The organism is Prosthecobacter fluviatilis, assembly GCF_055388355.1.
The window spans coordinates 3,594,399-3,612,768 of record NZ_AP043782.1 but is presented as its reverse complement, the minus strand read 5'-3'; the positions used below and the strand labels follow the sequence as shown (position 1 = coordinate 3,612,768).

Genomic DNA, 18,370 nt, shown 5'->3' with positions numbered 1-18,370 from the left:
ATCGAACGCGCCCCCTACTGGCACGCCTCACACGTCCCGCCATTCCTCATCGCCTCAATCGAGCAGGCCATGACTTCTTCGGCGGTGTATTGCTTGGCGGCGGCTGCGGTGGCGGCGACGGCAGCTTGGTGGCTGGCGACGATGCCGCGCTTCTCCTTCTCGACTTCGCTGGTGGCTTTTTCGATGTTGGAGGCGCTGCGGGTGCGCAGGTAGTAGGTGGTCTTGAGCCCCTTGCGCCAGGCGGCGCGGTACATGTGGGAGAGGGTCTGCATGGCGCTCTCGCCGCAGAAGAGGTTCACGCTCTGGGACTGATCGATCCACTTCTGACGACGCGCGGCGGCGTCGAGCAGCCAGGCCCAGTCGATGCCGAAGGCGGTGGCGTACTTGCGCTTCAGATCGACGGGGATTTCCTCGATGCTTTCGAGCTCGCCGTCGGTGTACTTGATCTTGGCCTGGATCTCGGGGTTCCAGAGGCCGCGCTTCTTGAGGTCCTTCACCAGGTAGGGGTTCAGCACCATGAAGTCGCCGGAGAGGTTGCTCTTGGTGTAGAAGTTGGTGAAGAGGGGCTCGATGCAGGGGCTGGAGCCCATGATGTTCGAGATGGTGGCGGTGGGGGCGATGGCGAGCACGTTGCTGTTGCGCATGCCGTTCTTGGCGATCTTGGCACGCAGGCCGGACCAGTCCATCTTGCCGCCACGGGGGACGTCGATGTCGAGGCCGCGCTCTTTGGCGAGGAGATCGACGGTGTCCTGCGGCAGGAGGCCGCGGTCCCACTTGCTGCCTTTGTAGGTGGAGTAGGTGCCTTTCTCGCCGGCGAGGTCGCTGCTGGCCTCATAGGCGTAGTAGGCCACGGCTTCCATGAACTCGTCGTTGAACTCCACGGCTTCCTTGGAGGCGAAGGGCAGGCCTTTGCGGTAGAGCGCGTAGCCGAGGCCCATGACGCCGAGACCGATGGGGCGATGGCGGCTGTTGGCGGTCTTGGCGGACTCGGTGGGGTAGTAGTTGATGTCGATGACGTTGTCGAGCATGCGCACGGCCACGCGGATGGTCTCGCGCAGCTTGGCGTGGTCGATGTTGCCGTTGTCGTCGAGGTGGTTGTCGATCAGCACGGAGCCCAGGTTGCACACGGCGGTTTCCTCAAAGCTCGTGTTGAGCGTGATCTCGGTGCAGAGATTGGAGCTGTGGATGACGCCCACGTGGTCCTGCGGGCTGCGCACGTTGCAGGGGTCCTTGAAGGTGATCCAGGGGTGGCCGGTTTCAAAGATGGACTTGAGCATCTTCTTCCAGAGGTCCAGCGCCTCCATGCTGCGGCCAAAGATCTTGCCCTTGGCGGCCATCTCCTCGTATTCGAGGTAGCGTTTTTCAAAGGCGCTGCCGTAGAGCTCGTGCAGGTCCGGCGTTTCGTTGGCGCGGAAGAGCGTCCACTTCTGGCGGTTCTCCATGCGCTTCATGAAGAGGTCAGGCACCCAGTTGGCGGTGTTCAGGTCGTGCGTGCGGCGGCGTTCGTCGCCGGTGTTCACACGGAGCTGGAGGAAGTCCTCGATGTCGTTGTGCCAGACTTCGAGGTAGGCGCAGCCGGAGCCGCGGCGCTTGCCGCCCTGGTTCACCGCGATGAGCTGGTCATTGTGCAGCTTGAGGAAGGGGATGACGCCCTGGCTTTCGCCGTTGGTGCCCTTGATGTAGCCGCCGGTGCCGCGCACCGCCGTCCAGGAGCCGCCAAGGCCGCCCGCCCACTTGGAGAGGTAGGCGTTGTCGGCGATGCCGCGCTGCATGATGGACTCGATGCTGTCGTCCACCTTGTAGAGGTAGCAGGAGGAGAGCTGGCTGTGCATCGTGCCGCTGTTGAAGAGCGTCGGGGTGCTGGAGCAGAAGCGGCGGCCTTTGTACAGGCGGTAGAGGGCGATGATCTTCTCCTCGGCGTTTTCCTTTTCCTGCACGCAGAGGCCCATGGCCACGCGCATCCAGAAGAGCTGCGGGGTTTCGAGGCGCTTGGAGGGCTTGACCTTCTTGTCCACGATCAGGTAGCGGTCATAGAGGGTCTGGATGCCGAGGAAGTCGAAGTCCATGTCCGCAGCGGGATCCAGAGCGTCGGCGATCTTGTCGAGGTCGTACTTGAGGAGCTGCGGGTGCAGACGCTCGATCTCGATGCCACGGGCCAGGTTCTTGCGGAAGCCGCGGCGGTGGAAGTTTGGCAGCTGCTCGATGCCGTGGTCCACGATGCTCCAGCCGAGCACTTCTTCATAGATGTAGGTGAGGAGCATGCGGCCGGCGAACTTCGCGAAGTCGGCGTCCTTCTCCATGAGCGTGCGAGAATTGAGGATGATGGTGGTCTTCAGAGCCTCGACGGTGATGTCGCTGAAGATGGAGCGGCGCAGCTCCATCTCGATCTCGCCACGGCTGAGGCAGAGGTCCAGGCCCAGGCTGGCGAAGTCGATGCGGCGCTTGAGGTCCTGGCCGTCCCAGAGGAAGGTCTCCGTGGGGGACGCACGCACGAGGATGAGGGTCTGCTGCTGGTCGGACTCCTGCTCGTCTGCGATGGCGGCGGCCTGCTCTTCTCCGCTGCGCATGGTGGAGCGCAGCGCGCGGTACTGGATGTAGGCGCGGGCCACTTTGAAGAAGCCCTGCTTCATGAGCTCCTCTTCCACGAGATTCTGCACGTCCTCGATGTGCATGAACTGCTTGCCGTCATTGATGATGGCGCGGCTCACGGCCTCGGCGATCTGCACGGCCGGCGTGGAGTCCATCTCCAGGGAGAGGAAGGCCTTGCGCACGGCGATCTCGATCTTGTTGTGGTTCCAGGGCACGAGCTGGCCGTTGCGGCGGATGACTTTGGTGGTGACCATGATGGGCTGGAGGGCGCCGGCGTCGTTGGCGTCGGAGTTGGCCAGGGTTTCGGTGCGTTTGCGGCGCTCGGCCAGGCTGCGGGCCACGTCGTGGGCGTTGTGGCGCACCAGCGCCTGCTCAATGACCTGATAGATCTCCTTGGTGCTCAGCATCGAGCCCTCGCTGCCATTGTCCGTCGTGCGCTGGGCCACCTCCTCCGCCACCGCGCGTGAAATGGCCTGCACCAGCTGGCGGTTGGAATCATTGAAGATCTCGCTCTGGCGCTGGCGTGCCAGCAGCAGGTCGGTGATCGCATTGCCCACCGTGTCGGCGATTTCACCGACGTCGAAATCACGCTCGCTGCTGCCGATCCTCACCTTGGTGGCCGTCTTCAGGGGAATGCCCGCCACGCCTGCGGTCAGCGCGCTCCATTCAAACTGGGGCTTGTCTTCCTTGGGCGTGTGGTGGGCGTAGCGCTTGAGCTCTTTGTCTTCTTTGAGCAGGTCGTGGGCATGGGTCATGGCGGGAGGTCCAGGCTAGTGGTTGTGGAGGAGGGTGGCGGGGGCGGAAAAGGAGAGGGGGGAAGGCAGGTGTCCCCGCCGCAAAAACTCAGCGGGAAACCGGCCATCAATTGGAAATATGGGATCTTGAAGAAATATTAAAGATCGTCGTCAGAGCAGACTTCGAGCGCAGAGGCCTTCTGGTAGTCGGTCACCTTGCCCTCAAAGAAATTTTGCTCCTTCTTGATGTCCATCAGCTCCGCCAGCCATGGCAGCGGGTTGGTGATGCCCGGGTTCAGCGCCGGGAGGCCGCAGCCGTCCAGACGACGGTCGGCGATGTAGTCGGTGTAGCGCTCGAATTCTTCGGCGCTCAGGCCCACGGCGTTCACCGGCAGGCAGTCACGGATGAATTCCTTCTCCAGCGCCACGCCTTCGCGCATGATGTTGGTCAGCTCCTCGCGGAACTCTGCGGTCCAGATGTCCGGGTTTTCCTCGATGAGGTCCATGAACAGATTGCGGAAGACTTCGATGTGGTTCGACTCATCGCGCAGCGTGTAGCGGAACATCTGGCCGATGCCGGGGAACTTGTTCTGGCGGTACAGGCTCAGGATCATGCCAAAGAGGCCGTAGAACTGCGTGCCCTCCATGCACTGGCCAAAGACGAAGATGTTCTTCGCCAGCAGCTGCTTGTTCTCCAGCTTGGTCAGGTCCAGGTCGCGGCGCAGGTTGTTGGAGTGCTTGGTGACGAACTCGTTCTTCTTCACGATCGTCGGGATCTGCTCAAACATGGCCTCGCACTCATGGGGGTTGATGCCCAGGGAGGAAATCATGTACAGCAGGGAATCCGCATGGATGTTCTCCTCATGAGCATGGCGGCCCAGGACGAGCTTCAGTTCGGGGGCGGTCACCAGTTCGCGCACCACATGCTGCACATTGTCACCTACGATGCCCTCGGCGGCGCTGAAATAGCCGATGCCCATCATGATGATCCAGCGCTCGTTCTGGGAAATGTCATTAGAGCGCCATTGTTCTACGTCCTTCTGCATCTGGATGTCTTCAGGCTCCCAATGGTTGGCCTTCATGATGCGGTATAGGTCGTACGCCCACTGGTACTTCAGCGGCAGGAGGTTGAAGGTCATGCTCTTGCGGCCATTGATCACCTTCTTGGCTGCGTAGGCGGCCTCGGCTTTATCTTGATCGAGTGGGAATTCCCGGTTGCCAATCTTGTAGGTCTTTTCCATGACGAATTCGTTGCAGAGTGAAGGGTGTTAATTTGATTTTTCGCGAAAATGACTGAGCATCCGACTAGCATCATAAATACCAGATCTGGCGGAGGCCGAGGCGGATCATGCACAAGATATTGTGTTCTGGCGAGATCTTTTTCCCAGCCATTGTGCCGAAATGCGTTTCACAGCGCAGATTCAAGCGTTCCACGGCGAAAAAATTTTTCCGGCGTCAAAATGCCTAGCGTGATGAGCAGAAATGAGAATTTTGTCACTCCTGCCGCTCGGCGCAGGAATCGTGCAGGGAAAGCTAAAAAACATCTGAAATCTCGCTGGGAAAGCCGACACAGGGGGGATTTTGTCACACAACCTGCTTAGCCCCCGCCCCATGCCCTGCCATCTCCTGTTCCGTTACATGGCCTGCTGCCTGCCGCTGGCCCTGCTGCTGAGCTCCTGCTCGGTGCTCAATGTTCCACAAAACAGCGTCAGCAACCCGCCGCCGGGCGTCACGGTGGACCTGATACCCAGCGGGCGTTACGCACGCAGGCAGTACCGGCCCATGCGGCCCACCTACATCACCATCCACGCCACGGAAAACTACGCCCGTGGCTGTGGTGCCAGGGCTCACGCCCAGATGCTCAAAACCGGGGCCATCAAAGGTCGGCATAATGCGATAGGCTACATCGGCTGGCATTTCACTGTGGATGATCATTCCATCTACCAAAGCATGCCGGTGAACGAGCGCGGCGAGCACGCCGACTACGACGGCCCCGGAAACCGCACCTCCATCGGCATCGAGATGTGCGAAAACCGCGGCAATGACCGCAGCCGTACGCTGGACAAGACCGCACGCCTCGTGGCCTGGCTCATGAGGGAGTACAACATTCCGCTCAATCACGTGGTGCCGCACCAGCACTGGCTCATGATCCGGCACGATGACCACCGCAATCTCGGCCACAAGAACTGCCCGCACTTCCTCATGGACCGTGGGCGCCCGGGTGCGAAGTGGCAGGCCTTTCTGAACAGGATCGCCGCCTATCGCCGCGCATTGTGAGCTTAAATTGTCTTGCCACGGCAAACACCCCACGCTGAGTCTGCCGCATGCCTCAAAACCTCGATGCCCTGCGCCTGGCGCTCCAGCACTCCCCAGACAATGCCCCGCTGCTCATGCTCTTTGCGGAGGCCTGCCTGGACGAGGGGCTGCTGGAGGAGGCGGAGCAGAGCTTTCAGCGCGTGCTGAAGGAGGACCCCGCGCACGCCGAGGCCCGGCTGGGCCTGGCCCGTGTGGCGTTGCTCAATGGCAAGACCTCGCAGGCGGCGGTGCGTGCGGAGCAGATCATCTCAGACACACCCTCCTGCGCCGCCGCCTACCTGCTGCTGGCGCGCATTCACATCACCGAGGGGGACCTGCCCAAGGCCAAAGCCATGTATGACAAAGGCGTGGCCCTGAACAGCTCCCTCGCAGACCCCGGCATCGAGAAGGATCTGCACAGCGTCAAGCCCTCCAGTGATGACACGGCGGGCCGCAAGCGTGGCGCCATGACCTCCAGCGGCACCTTCATCGAATCCGTCAAAGAGGATCAGGATGACGATGACGGCCACCCGCGCGGCGGTGCCGCCTTTGACCTCGGGCTGGCGGATTTCGGCAAACCGCAGCTCGATTTCTCCGGCGTGGGCGGCATGGAGGCGCTGAAAGAAGAGATCCGCATGAAGATCATCTACCCGCTGCAGCACGCGGAGCTCTTCAAGGCCTACGACAAAAAAGTGGGCGGCGGCGTCCTCCTTTACGGCCCGCCCGGCGTGGGCAAGACGCTCATCAGCAAGGCCACCGCCGGCGAGATCAAGGCCAACTTCATCGCCTTGGGCCTGCACCAGATCCTCGACATGTGGATTGGCGGCTCGGAGAAAAACATGCACGAGGTCTTTGAGCTGGCCCGCCAGAATGCGCCCACCATCCTCTTCTTTGACGAGGTGGATGCTCTGGCCGCCGACCGCCGCGATCTGCGCCAGAGCGCCGGCCGCAATCTCATCAACGCCTTCCTCTCGGAGATGGATGGCGCAGAGTCCAGCAACGACGGCGTGCTCATCATCGGTGCCACGAATGCCCCCTGGCACATCGACCCCGCCTTCCGCCGCCCGGGCCGCTTTGACCGCACGCTGTTTGTCCCCCCGCCTGACGAGGCCGGACGCGCGGCCATCATCGAGGTCATGGCGCAGAAAAAACCCATCGGCGAGCTCGATCCCCGTGCACTGGCCAAAAAGACCGAGGGCTTCTCCGGTGCCGACCTGAAGGCGGTCTTTGACATCGCCACCGAGGACGTGATGAACGAAGTCATGCGCACCGGCAAGGTCATCCCGCTGACGACCAAGGACCTCATCAAAGCCGCAGGCCGCCACAAGGCCACCACCAAGGCGTGGTTTGAGAGCGCCAAAAACTACGCCATGTACTCCAATCAGAGCGGCTTCTACGATGATGTGCTCAAGCACCTCGGCCTCATGAAGCGCTGAACCACCCGGCGCTCCGCATGTCTGACGACTTTCATCCCTCCCCAGATGCCGCCTTTGCCCGCGGCCGCCTGCTGCAGACCCAGCACCGCATTCAGGATGCCATCTCCTGCTATCAGCAGGCGCTCGCGCTGGATGCACACCACACGACCAGCTTCATCATGCTGGCGCTGTGCTGGATGCAGGAGGAGGACACCGCGCCGAAGTCCATCGACGCCGCGCGGCGCGCCGTGGCGCTTGAGCCGGAAAATGCCTTCGCCCGCAGCGTGCTGGCGCTTGCTTTGAACGCGAACGCCAGGGACGGCCAGACGGCGGCCATCAAAGACGCGCTGCAGCAGGCCGAGGAGGCGGTGAATCTCGATCCCGACAGCGACTTCAGCCACGCCGTGCTCTCACGCCTGCACCTGCGCCTGCGTGATTACCCGAAGGCCGAGGCCGCCGCCCGCGCCGCGCTGGCGCTGGACACGGAGAACACCATGGCCGCCGAGGTGCTCTCCGCCGCGCTGCTGCTGCAGAAGAAGGACGGCGACAACCAGGAGCTCATCAAATACCAGCTGCAGCGCAACGCCGAAGACGACAGCGCGCATGCCAGTGCCGGATGGATGGCCGTGATGCAGGGGGACCATAAAAAAGCCAACGAGCACTTTCTTGAAGCCCTGCGGCTGAACCCCATGAATGAAAACGCGCGCCTGGGGCTCATCGAGTCCTTCCGTGCGCGGTCATGGATTTACCGCGCCAACCTGCGCTTCTGCCATTGGATGAACCAGTTCACGGAAGGCCGGCAGAGTGCCATCATGCTGGGCGGCTTCATTGCCTACCGGATGCTCAGCGGTTATTTGGAAACCGTCGCGCCTTTTTGGGCCGATGTGGTCATCGGCACATGGCTCGTCTTTGCGCTCTGGTCACATCTGGCACGGGGGCTGAGCAGCTTTTTTGTCACCATGGACCGCTTTGCCCGTCAGGCGCTCAAGCCGCGTGAATACTGGGAGGGTGTCGTGGTGGGCGGTCTGATCTTCCTCTCCCTGTCGGTGCTTCTTCTCGGCTACGCCTGCCATGTGCCGGAGTCTGGGGTGGTGGCGCTTGCCTGTCTTTTCGCTTCGGTGGCCAATGCCGCTGCGTTTACCAATCACCATCACGTGGGCCGCCTTGTCTATGGCGTGGCAGCTGCAGTGTCCGGGGTCGGGGCTCTTTATTTCGGCACTGCTGTGCTGGCAGACGCCGGTCTGCCCTTTGCGGGCTGGGCGGGCACTGCTTCGCTGCTCATTGGTGTGGTGACCACCTGGTTGCGGTCGTTTCGCGTGCTCTATGTTTGAAGCCCGGCCATGCTTTGGTGAACCAGCCCCGGCCAGGGGTTTGCAGACCGGGGCTGGTTCTGGGGGCCTCCTGGCTTAGTAGCGGCGGTAGTAGCCGTTGCGCTGGTCCTTCGAGTTGCCGATGGCGTTGCCTGCCACCGCACCGAGGCCTGCGCCAATCGCTGCGCCTTCAAGGCCGCGACCGCTCTGGTTGCCGATGATGCCGCCCGCAGCCGCGCCGCCGAGGGCGCCGATCACTGAGCCTTGCTGCGCGTTGGGTCCGGTGGCGCAGGAGGAAAGCGCCGAGACGGCCAGCATCGAAATGAGGGGGAGGACTTTGAGTTTCATGGTGTGTTAGGATGGCGTTGTTTTCGCCGCCCATACACTTTGCAAAACACGTGCCACCCCGCTTTCACTGGGGAGAGCCGCGCAAACCGCCTCAAAATCCGGGCAATTTGCAATCTCGCATCGGGCATGTTGCACGATCCGCATTCGGCACGCGGTTCATCCATGGCAGGCCTCCGGCGGCAGCCTTACTTTCTCATCAGATACGCAAAGAAGTCCTTCAGATCCGCGTCGCTCATGCCGGGAAATGGGGCTTGTGAGGCGTTCCCGCTCTGGTATCTTTAAGCCGTGAGCGCCCGTGATCTATTGCTTCAAGTCAAGGCTCTGCCCCCGGCCGAGCAGCGACGCTTTTTGGACGCTATGATGGATTTGGATGCCGCGACCCACCTGCCTGCCGCTGAAATGCAGGTTCCTGATTTTGAGGCATACTGGGGGCGGCTGCACTCTCTAGGCATGCCACGCTGGACGGCCGAGCAGACCGCAGGCCTGGACCGCTGGCTGGCCGGGGAAGATGCTGCTGCATGACTCCTTACGCGGACACCAACTATTTTACCCGCCTCTACCTGGAGCTTGAAGGCGCTGAGAAAGCCAGAGGCTGGGCAAAGGATGCCGCGTTGCAGGGGGCCGCACCCTTGCCGGTGACCTGGCTTACGGAGCTGGAGTTGATCAACGCCTTTCAGCGCTGTGTTTTTGTCGCTCGAACGGAGGGGCGACTTCGGGTGACTTCTGAATTTGCCGGTGCCGCGCAGCAGGAATTTCGTGATGCATTGAGCGCCGGGCAGTTTTTGCGCCCAGCTCTGGTGCCCTGTTCTCGGCTGAAAGAAAAATTTGAAGAACTGTCACTGCGTCACACCGCAGCCCATGGATATCGCACCTATGATCTCCTGCACGTGTCTTTCGCGCTGCTGCTGGGATGTGATACGTTTTGGAGCTTTGACGTCAAGGCACTCGAACTCGCCGCTTTGGAAGGCCTGCGAGTTCCTGATCTTCAGTGATGGATTAAACCTGCCGCTCAGATCACTTCTTCATCAGATACGCAAAGAAGTCCTTCAGATCCGCGTCGCTCATGCCGGTGGTGAGGCCTTCGGGCATGAGGGAGATGGGGGAGGCTTCGAGCTTCTCGATATCGGCCTGCTTGAAGGCGGTTTTGTTGCCGGCCATGTCCTTGAGGACGATGCCGCTGGCGTCCTGTGCGTCCATGAGGCCGGTGAGGATCTGGCCGCCCTTCGTTTTCACGATGTAGGCGCCGAAACCTTCGCGGATTTCCATGCTGGGCATGAAGAGGTTGTCCAGCCAGAAGTCGGCGTTGGTGCGGTCATAGCCGGTGAGGTCGGGGCCGATCTTGCCGCCTTCGCCAAACAGGGTGTGGCACACGGCGCAGCGGGCCATGAACTGGATCTTGCCTTTCTCGGGATCTCCCAGGCCGGTCTTCACCACCGCCTTGATGCGCTCGGACTCCTTCTTTTTCTCCGGCGTGGGGCCGGTGGCCAGCAGGCCCTTCCAGTGCTTGTCGATGGCGGCGTCGATCTCGGCATCTTTGTGCAGGCTGAGCTGGCGCACGATGTCCACCGTGAACTGCTTGGCGGGGATCTTCCATTCGTTCACAAAGCTCACCAGAATTTGAGCCCACTCCTTGCGGCCGGCCATCACACGCAAGGCGTCCTCACGCAGCGCCTTGTCGCCTGCGATCTGGCCTTCCCAGCCCAGCAGCAGCGCCTCGGGGATGCGCTTGTCGTCAAACTTGGCTGCTGCCTGCAGGATGCCGCGCTTGAGGCCCGGCGGGTTCGTGGCTTTCAGGATGTTCACCATCGGCATCACCGCCTCCTGCTTGCCGAGCTCCGCCAGAGTCTTGGCGATGGCGATGCGTGCCGTGTTGCTGGCCTTCTTGTCTTCCAGCAGCTTCAGCGCGCTTTTCAGCGCATCTGCGCTGCCGCTGCGCAGTGCGAGCGTGAGATCGCCGCCGCTCTGCTTCGCCATGTAGTCGTTGAGCGCCTTCGTGAGCGACTCCGGCAGCTTCGGCATCTCCGCGCCTTCAAAGGCGGAGGCAATGCCGGCGATGAACTTGCCGCGCAGGGCGTCATCATTCGTCAGCGCGAGCAGATCCGCGCAGGATTGCAGGTTCTCCTCGCCACCCGCCAGCGCATAGCGTTTGGAGAGCTTCTCGGCGAGGTTGTCGCGGAAGAGGGAGGTCTTGAGAAAGGCGCTGTCGGATTTGAGGAAGGCGAACACCTCTGCGCGCTCTTTTTCCGCCTTCGACTCCAGTGCCCACCACGCGAGCAGGGGCAGGTGGCCGCTGACATCTTCCGCATCGCCAGCCCAGAGGAGGGGCAGGGCACTCTTCGCGGGGAGCTTCTTGGCGGTGGCGAGGATCTGAGCGCGCACTTCAGGGTGCTTCTCGGTCTTGGCTTCCTTCAGCAAGCCGTCCACATCGCGGTTTTCTTCTCCCACCATCTTCACGCACCAGCGGCGGATGTAGGGATCGCTGCTGGTGAAGGGCAGCTCGTCGGCCAGACCCAGAGCATCAAGAGCCCACAGGGTTTCGAGAGTCTGCGGCATGGCCTTGAGCTTGGGACCCAGATCGGTGAGGTGACGCCAGGCGATTTCGTGAATGGCCTGCTTGCGGAACCACTCGTTCGGATGGCTCAAATAACCGAGCAGTTCATCCCCGCTGGCTTTGCTCAGATCAAACGGCTTCAGCTTCGGCGCACCTGCCGCAGGCCGCACACGGTAGATGCGGCCGCTGGTCTTGTGCCAGTCGTCGATGGGGCTCACATGGCTGAGGCGCGTGTCGTACCAGTCGGCCATGTAGAAGCCGCCGTCCGGGCCCACACCGGCCCACACGGGGCGGAACCAGCGGTCCGGAGTGCTGAGCAGGTTTTCCTCGTCCTTGGTGCGGAAGGTGGAGCCTTCCGGGATGCGCTCGCTCACATACACGAGGTTTTGTAGCGCGTTCGGGGCGATGATTTTGCCTTCGTAGGCGCTGCCCAGCAGGCCGCCTTCATACACCGTGAAGGCCTGCGGGAAGCGTTTGTTGTCGCCTTGATGGTTCATGTGCTCAAACCAGCCGAAGGCATACGGATTGGTCAGCGGGCCGTGCTTGCCCCAGCCTTTGATGCCGTAGCTGCCCTGCTCGTAGTGCATGCCGCGCGTGGCACCATTCGTGCCGGAGAAGAGGCGGCCCTTGCTGTCGATGTCCAGGCTGAAGGTGTTGCCGCCGCCCTCGGCGTAAATTTCAAAGGTCTTCTTGATCGGGTGGTAGCGCCAGATGCACTGCCCCTCCCACTTCACGTTCTTGGTGTTGGCGCTGCTGACGTTCCCGGTGGTGGTGCTGCCGTTGGCCCCGTAGAGCCAGCCGTCCATGCCCCATTGCAGATTCGTGGCCACGCTGTGCGTGTCCTCCAGGCCAAAGCCGCTCAGCTCCACCTCGGGTGTGTCAGTGTCCGGCTTCGCGTCAAAGTCGGCATCCGCGTAGCTGAGCAGGTACGGCGGATTCAGCACCCAGATGCGGCCCATGCCATGCAGCGCGGCGCTGGCGATGTTCAGGCCGGTGATGACGTCCTCGTGCTTGTCAAAAAAGCCGTCTCCATCCGTGTCTTCAAAGACGGTGATCTTGTCCGCGCCCTTTTCACCCCGTGGCGGCGGCAGCGGCACCTTGTCAAACTTGGCGCGCAGGTGCTGGTCATAGCTGATGATCTTCAGCCCGGCGGGAAACTGATACTGGCGGTACTGCACCACCCACATGCGGCCTTTGGAGTCCCAGCTCGCATACAGCGGCTGCTCCACCACCGGCTCGGCGGCCATGAGGTCGATCACCACATCGCTGCGTGTCTTGAATTTCTTGAGCGCCTCTTGCGGCGGTGTCGGTGGCGTGTCGTCGCGCATCACCCCGCGTCCGGCGCGGGTTTCCATGATCTTCTTCACCGCCTCGTTGCCTGCCACAGCGTCGGGCTTGACGTTAGGATCAGCGGCGAGCGCGGAACTGCCGAGCAGGAGAAGGAAAAGACGCGTGTTCATGGGCGGAATGGATTAACAAACGGAGCGGCGGTGCTTTCTTGCCACCTTATCACCGGTTCCGATATTTTCGTGTGGCAGAAAAAAGGCCCGGTCGGGCACCTCAGCCCTTATTTGCGAAATCCACCTATCATCCCCCTGCCCATGGTGGACTCCCATTCCGGCAGTTTGGACTGGAGAGCCTAAATAGGTCCCAAGGTTTAAGAAGGTTGCTCCCTTTGGCAGGTGTGCCACAGTACCTTACTGATGCGACTTACCAGCAGCTCTGCCGCTCCTCTTGTGAATCGTTCTGCGCCGCCTTCCCCGCAGGAACTCTCCGCCATGATGCCCTTTGGGCGTTATTCGGTGCAGGCGCAGGTGGGCATCGGCGGCATGGGCACGGTCTACCGCGGCACTCAGCTCAGCCTTGGACGGCCTGTGGCCATCAAGGTGCTGCGCGTGACAGATGGTTATGACTTTGCTTTTGAGGACCGTTTTCGCCGCGAGGCACGGGCCATGGCCACGCTCAACCACCCGAACATCGTCGCCATTTATGACTATGGTCACATCGGCACCGACTTTCTGTTCTTCGTCATGGAGTTCGTGGACGGCACCGATCTCGGCGAGATCATGCGCACCGGACGCATGACGCCCGAGCTGGCCTTGCAGCTTCTGCCGCAGATCTCCGCAGGCCTCGAATACGCACACTCCAAGGGCATCGTCCACCGGGACGTCAAGCCCGCCAACATCATGCTCACACGCCAGGGTGAGGTGAAGATCACCGACTTTGGCCTCGCCAAGGACGTCATGCGCGCGCCTTCGATGGTCACCGAAACGCACATGGTCATGGGCACGCCGGAGTATGCCGCGCCGGAGCAGTTCAACGCCCACCGCGAGGTCGACCACCGTGCCGACATCTATGCCTTCGGCGTGCTGATGTACCAGATGCTCACCGGGGCCCTGCCACGCGGCTCCTGGCAGCCGCCTTCGACGCTGGTGCATGGTCTGGACCCCCGCCTGGATGCCGTCATCGTCCGGGCGCTGATGACAGACCGTGAGCATCGCTACCAGTCCATGGGAGACATGCGGCGCATGATCGAGCAGGCTCTGGTTCCGGTGCTCCCTCCCTCCAGCCGGCCGCTGCCAGCCGCCAAACCCTCCGCCGGACGCATCCTCCTGCTGGAGGACGACCTCATGGTGCGCGATCTCATGCGCCGCGCCCTGGAAAAGGCAGGCTATGAAGTCGTCGAAACCGGAGACGGAAAGGACACCCTGCGCCTCTACCAGGAGGCCATGCACCACGGGCAGCCCTACGATCTGGCCATCCTCGACCTCACCATCCCCGACGGCATGTGCGGCCGGGAGACGATGCTCTACCTCCGCCGCATGGACCCGCAGATCCTCGCCATCGTCTCCTCCGGCTACCGGGACGACCCCGTGATGAGGGACTGCGGCGCCTACGGCTTTGCCGCCGCCCTGCCCAAGCCCTACCATGTGGAAGGCCTGCTGCAGATCGTCAATGGCGTGCTGGCCGTGGGACGGAGGCGCGTGGCGTGATCTCAGCCCGTAAGATGGGTGTGGCGACAGCGCGTGTGCCCTTCGAAGCACGCAGTGCGAAGAATGGGCCCGTCCATCAGCGTGCGGCAAGCCCCATGGCGTACGGACGTCCTGGGGGTCGGGCGGTTTGGCGAAGCGGCCTTCCTATGATTGAGAAGGCATCATCCGCCAAACACACCCAACCTACGCCCAGAGCGCCGCGCCAGAACGTAGGATGGGTGTGGCGACAGCCCGCCCGTCCATCAGCGTGCGGCAAACGCCATGGCGTACGAACGTCCTCGCAGTCGGGCGGTTTGGCGCAGGGGCATTCAGGTGATTGAGTGCACGCAGCGCGCCAAACACTCCCAACCTACAAAATCCGTTTCACACCACGCGCACCGCCGCTTGGTTTTCCATGGCCTGCCACACGCCGTGCACCACGCGCATGTAGTTCATGCCTTCGACGAAGTCTGGGCGGGGGCGCGGGGCTTTGGCGTCGCGCACGGCGGCAATGAAATCCCGCTCCACCGTCCAGGTGCGTTGCAGTTCCGTGGGCACCGTCACAGACTCCATTTTGCCGCCGCGCTTGCCGAGCTGCAGGTCATCCGTGGCAAAGTCATAGCTCAGCGTGCCTTCGGAGCCAAAGATCCACAGCTTGTCCGTCGGCGCATGGGCCGCCACGCCGCTGAAGAGCATCGTGGCCTCGATGCCGCTGCGGAATTTCGCCATCACATGCACAAAGTCCGGGATGTCCACCTCCACGCCCGCACGCTCCGGGATCACCACATTGCCGCGTGCCTCCACCTCCACGATGTGGCCGAGCCACTGCTGCAGCACCTCGGTGTAGATGCCCAGCGTGAGGATTTGAATGCCGCTCAAGTCGGACTGCTGCCGCCAGTGCGCGGGCATCGCCGCATCCAGCCAGGCATCATTGAAGCTGTGCAGCAGCACCTGGTGCGGCGTGCCGATGGCTCCTTCCGCCAGCAGCTTCTTCACCAGCTCCCCCCCATGCATGCCCTGGGGGGCCGGGCAGATGGCCGTCACGAGCTCCGGGTAGCGCATGGACGCCTCCCACATCTGGTTCGCCTCCGGCAGGGAGGCCGCCATGCGCGCCTGGGTAAAGACGTGCTTCCCATGCTGCAGCGCGTAGCACGTCATCTCCGCATGCATGTAGGGGTGCGTGCCGATCCAGACCACATCCACCTCGTCGCTCGACGCCACCTCCTCCCACCGTTCCACGGGTTTGGCCTCCGGCGCGAATTCCTGGCAGAAAGCCTCAGCGCTCGCCAGGCTGCGGTTCGTCACCCGCGTGATCTGCACGCCGGGGATGGCCCGCAGGCCGGGCATGTGACGGGATTTGACGATGCCACCGGCGCCAATGATGCCGATGCGGATGGGTTGCTCTGTTGCGCTCATGGTCGTATGAATGAAGAGCACGTTGGACCCAACATCCAAGCCACGCATGCAAATCCTGCACATCTTCATCTCCCCCGAGCACATCTATGTGGGCCATCACGGCCTTCCCCCCGGCACCACGCCGATGACCGAGGTGCCCGAGGTGGAATGCGTGACCGGCAAGGGCCTGCGCGGCGACCGCTATTTCGGCTGGAAGGAGGACTTCAAAGGGCAGGTCACCTTCTTTGAGCACGAGCAGTACGAGCGCCTCTGCGAGCAGTTCAGCGTCATGGGCGTGCCCCCCTCCGCCTTCCGCCGCAACATCATCACCAAGGGCATCGACCTCAACACGCTCATCGGCACCGAGTTTGAAGTGCAGGGTGTCCGCTTCCTCGGCACCCAGGAGGCCGCGCCCTGCCACTGGATGAACCAGGCCTTTGCCGAAGGCGCTGAAGCCGCGCTCAAAGGCCACGGCGGCCTGCGAGCCAAGATTTTGAGTGACGGAATCCTCCGCAAATCATGAACACGCCCTTCGCCGCCGTATTGCTCGCCGGTGGTCGCTCCACCCGGATGAAACAGGACAAAGCCCTGCTCCACTGGCATGGGCAGGATCTCTGGCAGGCACAATTGCACAAGCTGCAGTCCATCGGCGCCGCCCGTGTGCTGCTTTCCTGCCGCAGCGATCAGCCCCTCTACGTGAGCCCCAGCGAGGGCGTCGAGATGGTGCACGACCCCGCAGGCGTGGATGAGGGCCCGCTCGGCGCCATCTCCCGCTGTCTGGAGCGCGTGCAGATGCCCCTGCTCGTCCTGGCCGTGGACATGCCCTGGATGACCGCCGCCTTTCTGCGCGAGCACCTCGTGCCGCACACGGAGCCAGTGGTGGGCCGCTTCTTTCGTGGCCCTCACGGAGATGAAACCCTCGCCGGTCTCTACGTCCCCGCCATGCTGCCGCTGATGCAGAAGGCTTTGGGCGAAAAACACCTCTCCCTCCAGCCCATCATCGAGGCCGCCGTGCACTCAGGTCTGGCCATCACGCACGCCCTCGGAGACGAGCAGATGCCCTTCTTCCGCAATGCGAACACGCCGGCGGATTTGAAGTAGCTCGGGCAATCCTGCCCGAGATGATGCGCCTTCTTTGCTGGCAGATTGCCAGCACCACTCATACCACGCACAGCTGAAAACGGGTCTCAGGGGTGAAAGCCAGCATTCCATGCGGCCAGCCAGCGCTCCGGAGGAGTGGGATCGTCCCGATCCCACACGTTCCCGCATCGCCCAGCGCCCTCGCAGATCCACGAACACGCTGCAGGTGGGGGGATCAAGATGATCCCCCTCCGTCGCTGCGGCGAAGCCTCAGGCGGAGTGGGATAGTCCCGATCCCACACGCTCCCGCAGCGCCCTGCGCCCTCGCAGATCCACGAACACGCTGCAGGTGGGGGGGATCAAGATGATCCCCCTCCGTCGCTGCGGCGAAGCCTCAGGCGGAGTGGGATCGTCCCGATCCCACACGTTCCCACATCGCCCTGCGCCCTCGCAGATCCACGAACACGCTGCAGGTAGGGGGATCAAGATGATCCCCCTCCGTCGCTGCGGCGAAGCCTCCGGCGGAGCGGGATCGTCCCGATCCCACACGTTCCCGCATCGCCCTGCGCTCTCGCACATCCACGAACACGCTGCAGGTGGGGGATCAAGATGATCCCCCTCCGTCGCTGCGGCGAAGCCTCAGGCGGAGTGGGATAGTCCCGATCCCACACGTTCCCGCATCGCCCAGCGCCCTCGCAGAACCGCGAACACGCTGCAGGTGGGGGGATCAAGATGATCCCCCTCCGTCGCTGCGGCGAAGCCTCAGGCGGAGTGGGATCGTCCCGATCCCACACGTTCCCGCTTCGCCCTGCGCCCTCGCAGAACCACGAACACGCTGCAGGTGGGGGATCAAGATGATCCCCCTCCGTCAGCTCGTGCCTCCACCTTCAGACCCGTTTTCATCGCATCGTGGTATGAGGCCCTTGGCTTCTTGAGCCGCCCGGATGTCCTGGCTCACCTCAGCTCATGCCCCAAAATCGCCAGCGTGGCGATCCCCGCCGTCTCCGCCCGCAGCACCAGCGGCCCGAGCGTCACCGGCACAAACCCCGCCGCAAAAGCCTGCGCCTCTTCCTCGTTCGTAAAATCTCCCTCAGGTCCGATCAGCACCGCCACGCTCTGCGGCTTTGATTCCGGCAGCGCCTGTTTGAGCGTGCGCGTTTGTTCGCTGAGCGCAGGAATGAGTTTGAAGTCCGCCTGAAACTTCACCCCGGCAGCAAAGGAAACGGGAGCCTTCAATTCAGGCACAAAGGGCGTGTGGCACTGCTTCGCGCTCTCGATCATGTGCCGCCGCCACTTGGCCAGCTTCTTTTCCACCTGCGCTGCATCCAGATGGATCACCGTGCGCTCCGTGATGACGGGCTGCACACTCGCCGCTCCCAGCTCCACCGCCTTCTCCAGCAGCCACTCAAAAGGCTCTGCCTTGATCAGCGCGGGCAGCAGATGAATCGAGGTCTGAAACGGCGGCACGCTGGACTCCGAGACGATGCGCGCCTGCACCTCCGCCTTGGAGACATGCGTGATCTCACACACCGCCACACGGCCCGCGCCATCAAAGACCTCAATGGCGTCCCCCGGCTGCTTGCGCATCACCCGGCCGCAATGCTGCGCCTCATCGCCGGTCAGGGTGAGGTGGGGCGCGGCCCATTCGGAGGCTGGAAGATGGAAGCGCGGCAGCGACATG

14 protein-coding genes are annotated in these 18,370 nt (G+C 62.7%); 8 read left to right on the top strand and 6 right to left on the bottom strand.

Annotated elements, in window-relative coordinates:
• Window positions 1-14: 14 nt before the first annotated feature.
• Both ACZ5WW_RS13985 and ACZ5WW_RS13980 read right to left on the bottom strand, forming a co-directional pair.
• Window positions 15-3,344 (bottom strand): ribonucleoside-diphosphate reductase subunit alpha, encoded by a 3,330-nt coding sequence (locus ACZ5WW_RS13985; RefSeq protein WP_377168602.1) that lies wholly within the window; start codon window positions 3,342-3,344, stop codon window positions 15-17.
• 137 nt (window positions 3,345-3,481) lie between these two features.
• A complete protein-coding gene (locus ACZ5WW_RS13980) occupies window positions 3,482-4,564 on the bottom strand; it encodes a ribonucleotide-diphosphate reductase subunit beta (protein WP_377168600.1) in 1,083 nt (360 codons plus the stop codon).
• A 370-nt stretch (window positions 4,565-4,934) separates the two neighbouring features.
• Between ACZ5WW_RS13980 and ACZ5WW_RS13975 the strand changes: the two genes are divergently transcribed.
• From ACZ5WW_RS13975 to ACZ5WW_RS13965, 3 genes are read left to right on the top strand one after another with little or no spacing between them, the layout of a single operon-like run.
• Window positions 4,935-5,600 carry a peptidoglycan recognition protein family protein gene (locus tag ACZ5WW_RS13975; RefSeq protein WP_377168598.1) on the top strand — a complete coding sequence of 222 codons (666 nt, stop codon included), beginning with the start codon at window positions 4,935-4,937 and terminating at the stop codon, window positions 5,598-5,600.
• Between the two features lie 47 nt (window positions 5,601-5,647).
• Window positions 5,648-7,054, top strand: a complete 1,407-nt coding sequence (locus ACZ5WW_RS13970) for an ATP-binding protein (protein ID WP_377168596.1) — start codon at window positions 5,648-5,650, stop codon at window positions 7,052-7,054.
• 17 nt (window positions 7,055-7,071) lie between these two features.
• Window positions 7,072-8,364, top strand: coding sequence for a tetratricopeptide repeat protein (locus ACZ5WW_RS13965; RefSeq protein WP_377168594.1), 1,293 nt, complete (start codon window positions 7,072-7,074; stop codon window positions 8,362-8,364).
• Between the two features lie 75 nt (window positions 8,365-8,439).
• Here the strand turns inward: ACZ5WW_RS13965 and ACZ5WW_RS13960 are convergent, their stop codons facing one another.
• Window positions 8,440-8,691, bottom strand: a complete 252-nt coding sequence (locus ACZ5WW_RS13960) for a glycine zipper domain-containing protein (RefSeq protein ID WP_377168592.1) — start codon at window positions 8,689-8,691, stop codon at window positions 8,440-8,442.
• Window positions 8,692-8,976: 285 nt separating this feature from the next.
• Between ACZ5WW_RS13960 and ACZ5WW_RS13955 the strand changes: the two genes are divergently transcribed.
• Together ACZ5WW_RS13955 and ACZ5WW_RS13950 are read left to right on the top strand one after the other, a co-directional pair.
• Window positions 8,977-9,213, top strand: a complete 237-nt coding sequence (locus ACZ5WW_RS13955) for a hypothetical protein (protein ID WP_377168590.1) — start codon at window positions 8,977-8,979, stop codon at window positions 9,211-9,213.
• Window positions 9,210-9,683, top strand: a complete 474-nt coding sequence (locus ACZ5WW_RS13950; protein WP_377168588.1) for a PIN domain-containing protein — start codon at window positions 9,210-9,212, stop codon at window positions 9,681-9,683. The genes ACZ5WW_RS13955 and ACZ5WW_RS13950 overlap by 4 nt, the downstream gene beginning before the upstream one ends.
• A 22-nt stretch (window positions 9,684-9,705) precedes the next feature.
• Here the strand turns inward: ACZ5WW_RS13950 and ACZ5WW_RS13945 are convergent, their stop codons facing one another.
• Entirely contained in the window at window positions 9,706-12,702 is a 2,997-nt protein-coding gene (locus tag ACZ5WW_RS13945; protein ID WP_377168586.1) for a DUF7133 domain-containing protein, read from the bottom strand.
• Between the two features lie 276 nt (window positions 12,703-12,978).
• Between ACZ5WW_RS13945 and ACZ5WW_RS13940 the strand changes: the two genes are divergently transcribed.
• Window positions 12,979-14,235, top strand: a complete 1,257-nt coding sequence (locus tag ACZ5WW_RS13940; RefSeq protein WP_464694152.1) for a protein kinase domain-containing protein — start codon at window positions 12,979-12,981, stop codon at window positions 14,233-14,235.
• Between the two features lie 363 nt (window positions 14,236-14,598).
• On the opposite strand, the gene ACZ5WW_RS13935 is transcribed toward ACZ5WW_RS13940, so the two are convergent.
• Window positions 14,599-15,630, bottom strand: coding sequence for a Gfo/Idh/MocA family protein (locus ACZ5WW_RS13935; RefSeq protein ID WP_377168582.1), 1,032 nt, complete (start codon window positions 15,628-15,630; stop codon window positions 14,599-14,601).
• Window positions 15,631-15,676: 46 nt separating this feature from the next.
• Here ACZ5WW_RS13935 and ACZ5WW_RS13930 point away from each other — a divergent pair, with 46 nt between their 5' ends.
• Both ACZ5WW_RS13930 and mobA read left to right on the top strand, forming a co-directional pair.
• Window positions 15,677-16,132, top strand: coding sequence for an MOSC domain-containing protein (locus ACZ5WW_RS13930; protein ID WP_377168580.1), 456 nt, complete (start codon window positions 15,677-15,679; stop codon window positions 16,130-16,132).
• Window positions 16,129-16,710, top strand: a complete 582-nt coding sequence (gene mobA / locus ACZ5WW_RS13925) for a molybdenum cofactor guanylyltransferase (protein ID WP_377168578.1) — start codon at window positions 16,129-16,131, stop codon at window positions 16,708-16,710. The genes ACZ5WW_RS13930 and mobA overlap by 4 nt, the downstream gene beginning before the upstream one ends.
• 933 nt (window positions 16,711-17,643) lie before the next feature.
• On the opposite strand, the gene ACZ5WW_RS13920 is transcribed toward mobA, so the two are convergent.
• Window positions 17,644-18,369 carry a 16S rRNA (uracil(1498)-N(3))-methyltransferase gene (locus tag ACZ5WW_RS13920; RefSeq protein ID WP_377168576.1) on the bottom strand — a complete coding sequence of 242 codons (726 nt, stop codon included), beginning with the start codon at window positions 18,367-18,369 and terminating at the stop codon, window positions 17,644-17,646.
• Window position 18,370: the final 1 nt, after the last annotated feature.

Coding starts and splice junctions, on each gene's coding strand:
- ACZ5WW_RS13985 (WP_377168602.1), bottom strand. CDS start 3,344: ATGACCCATGCCCACGACCTGCTCAAAGAAGACAAAGAGCTCAAGCGC.
- ACZ5WW_RS13980 (WP_377168600.1), bottom strand. CDS start 4,564: ATGGAAAAGACCTACAAGATTGGCAACCGGGAATTCCCACTCGATCAA.
- ACZ5WW_RS13975 (WP_377168598.1), top strand. CDS start 4,935: ATGCCCTGCCATCTCCTGTTCCGTTACATGGCCTGCTGCCTGCCGCTG.
- ACZ5WW_RS13970 (WP_377168596.1), top strand. CDS start 5,648: ATGCCTCAAAACCTCGATGCCCTGCGCCTGGCGCTCCAGCACTCCCCA.
- ACZ5WW_RS13965 (WP_377168594.1), top strand. CDS start 7,072: ATGTCTGACGACTTTCATCCCTCCCCAGATGCCGCCTTTGCCCGCGGC.
- ACZ5WW_RS13960 (WP_377168592.1), bottom strand. CDS start 8,691: ATGAAACTCAAAGTCCTCCCCCTCATTTCGATGCTGGCCGTCTCGGCG.
- ACZ5WW_RS13950 (WP_377168588.1), top strand. CDS start 9,210: ATGACTCCTTACGCGGACACCAACTATTTTACCCGCCTCTACCTGGAG.
- ACZ5WW_RS13945 (WP_377168586.1), bottom strand. CDS start 12,702: ATGAACACGCGTCTTTTCCTTCTCCTGCTCGGCAGTTCCGCGCTCGCC.
- ACZ5WW_RS13935 (WP_377168582.1), bottom strand. CDS start 15,630: ATGAGCGCAACAGAGCAACCCATCCGCATCGGCATCATTGGCGCCGGT.
- ACZ5WW_RS13930 (WP_377168580.1), top strand. CDS start 15,677: ATGCAAATCCTGCACATCTTCATCTCCCCCGAGCACATCTATGTGGGC.
- mobA (WP_377168578.1), top strand. CDS start 16,129: ATGAACACGCCCTTCGCCGCCGTATTGCTCGCCGGTGGTCGCTCCACC.
- ACZ5WW_RS13920 (WP_377168576.1), bottom strand. CDS start 18,369: ATGTCGCTGCCGCGCTTCCATCTTCCAGCCTCCGAATGGGCCGCGCCC.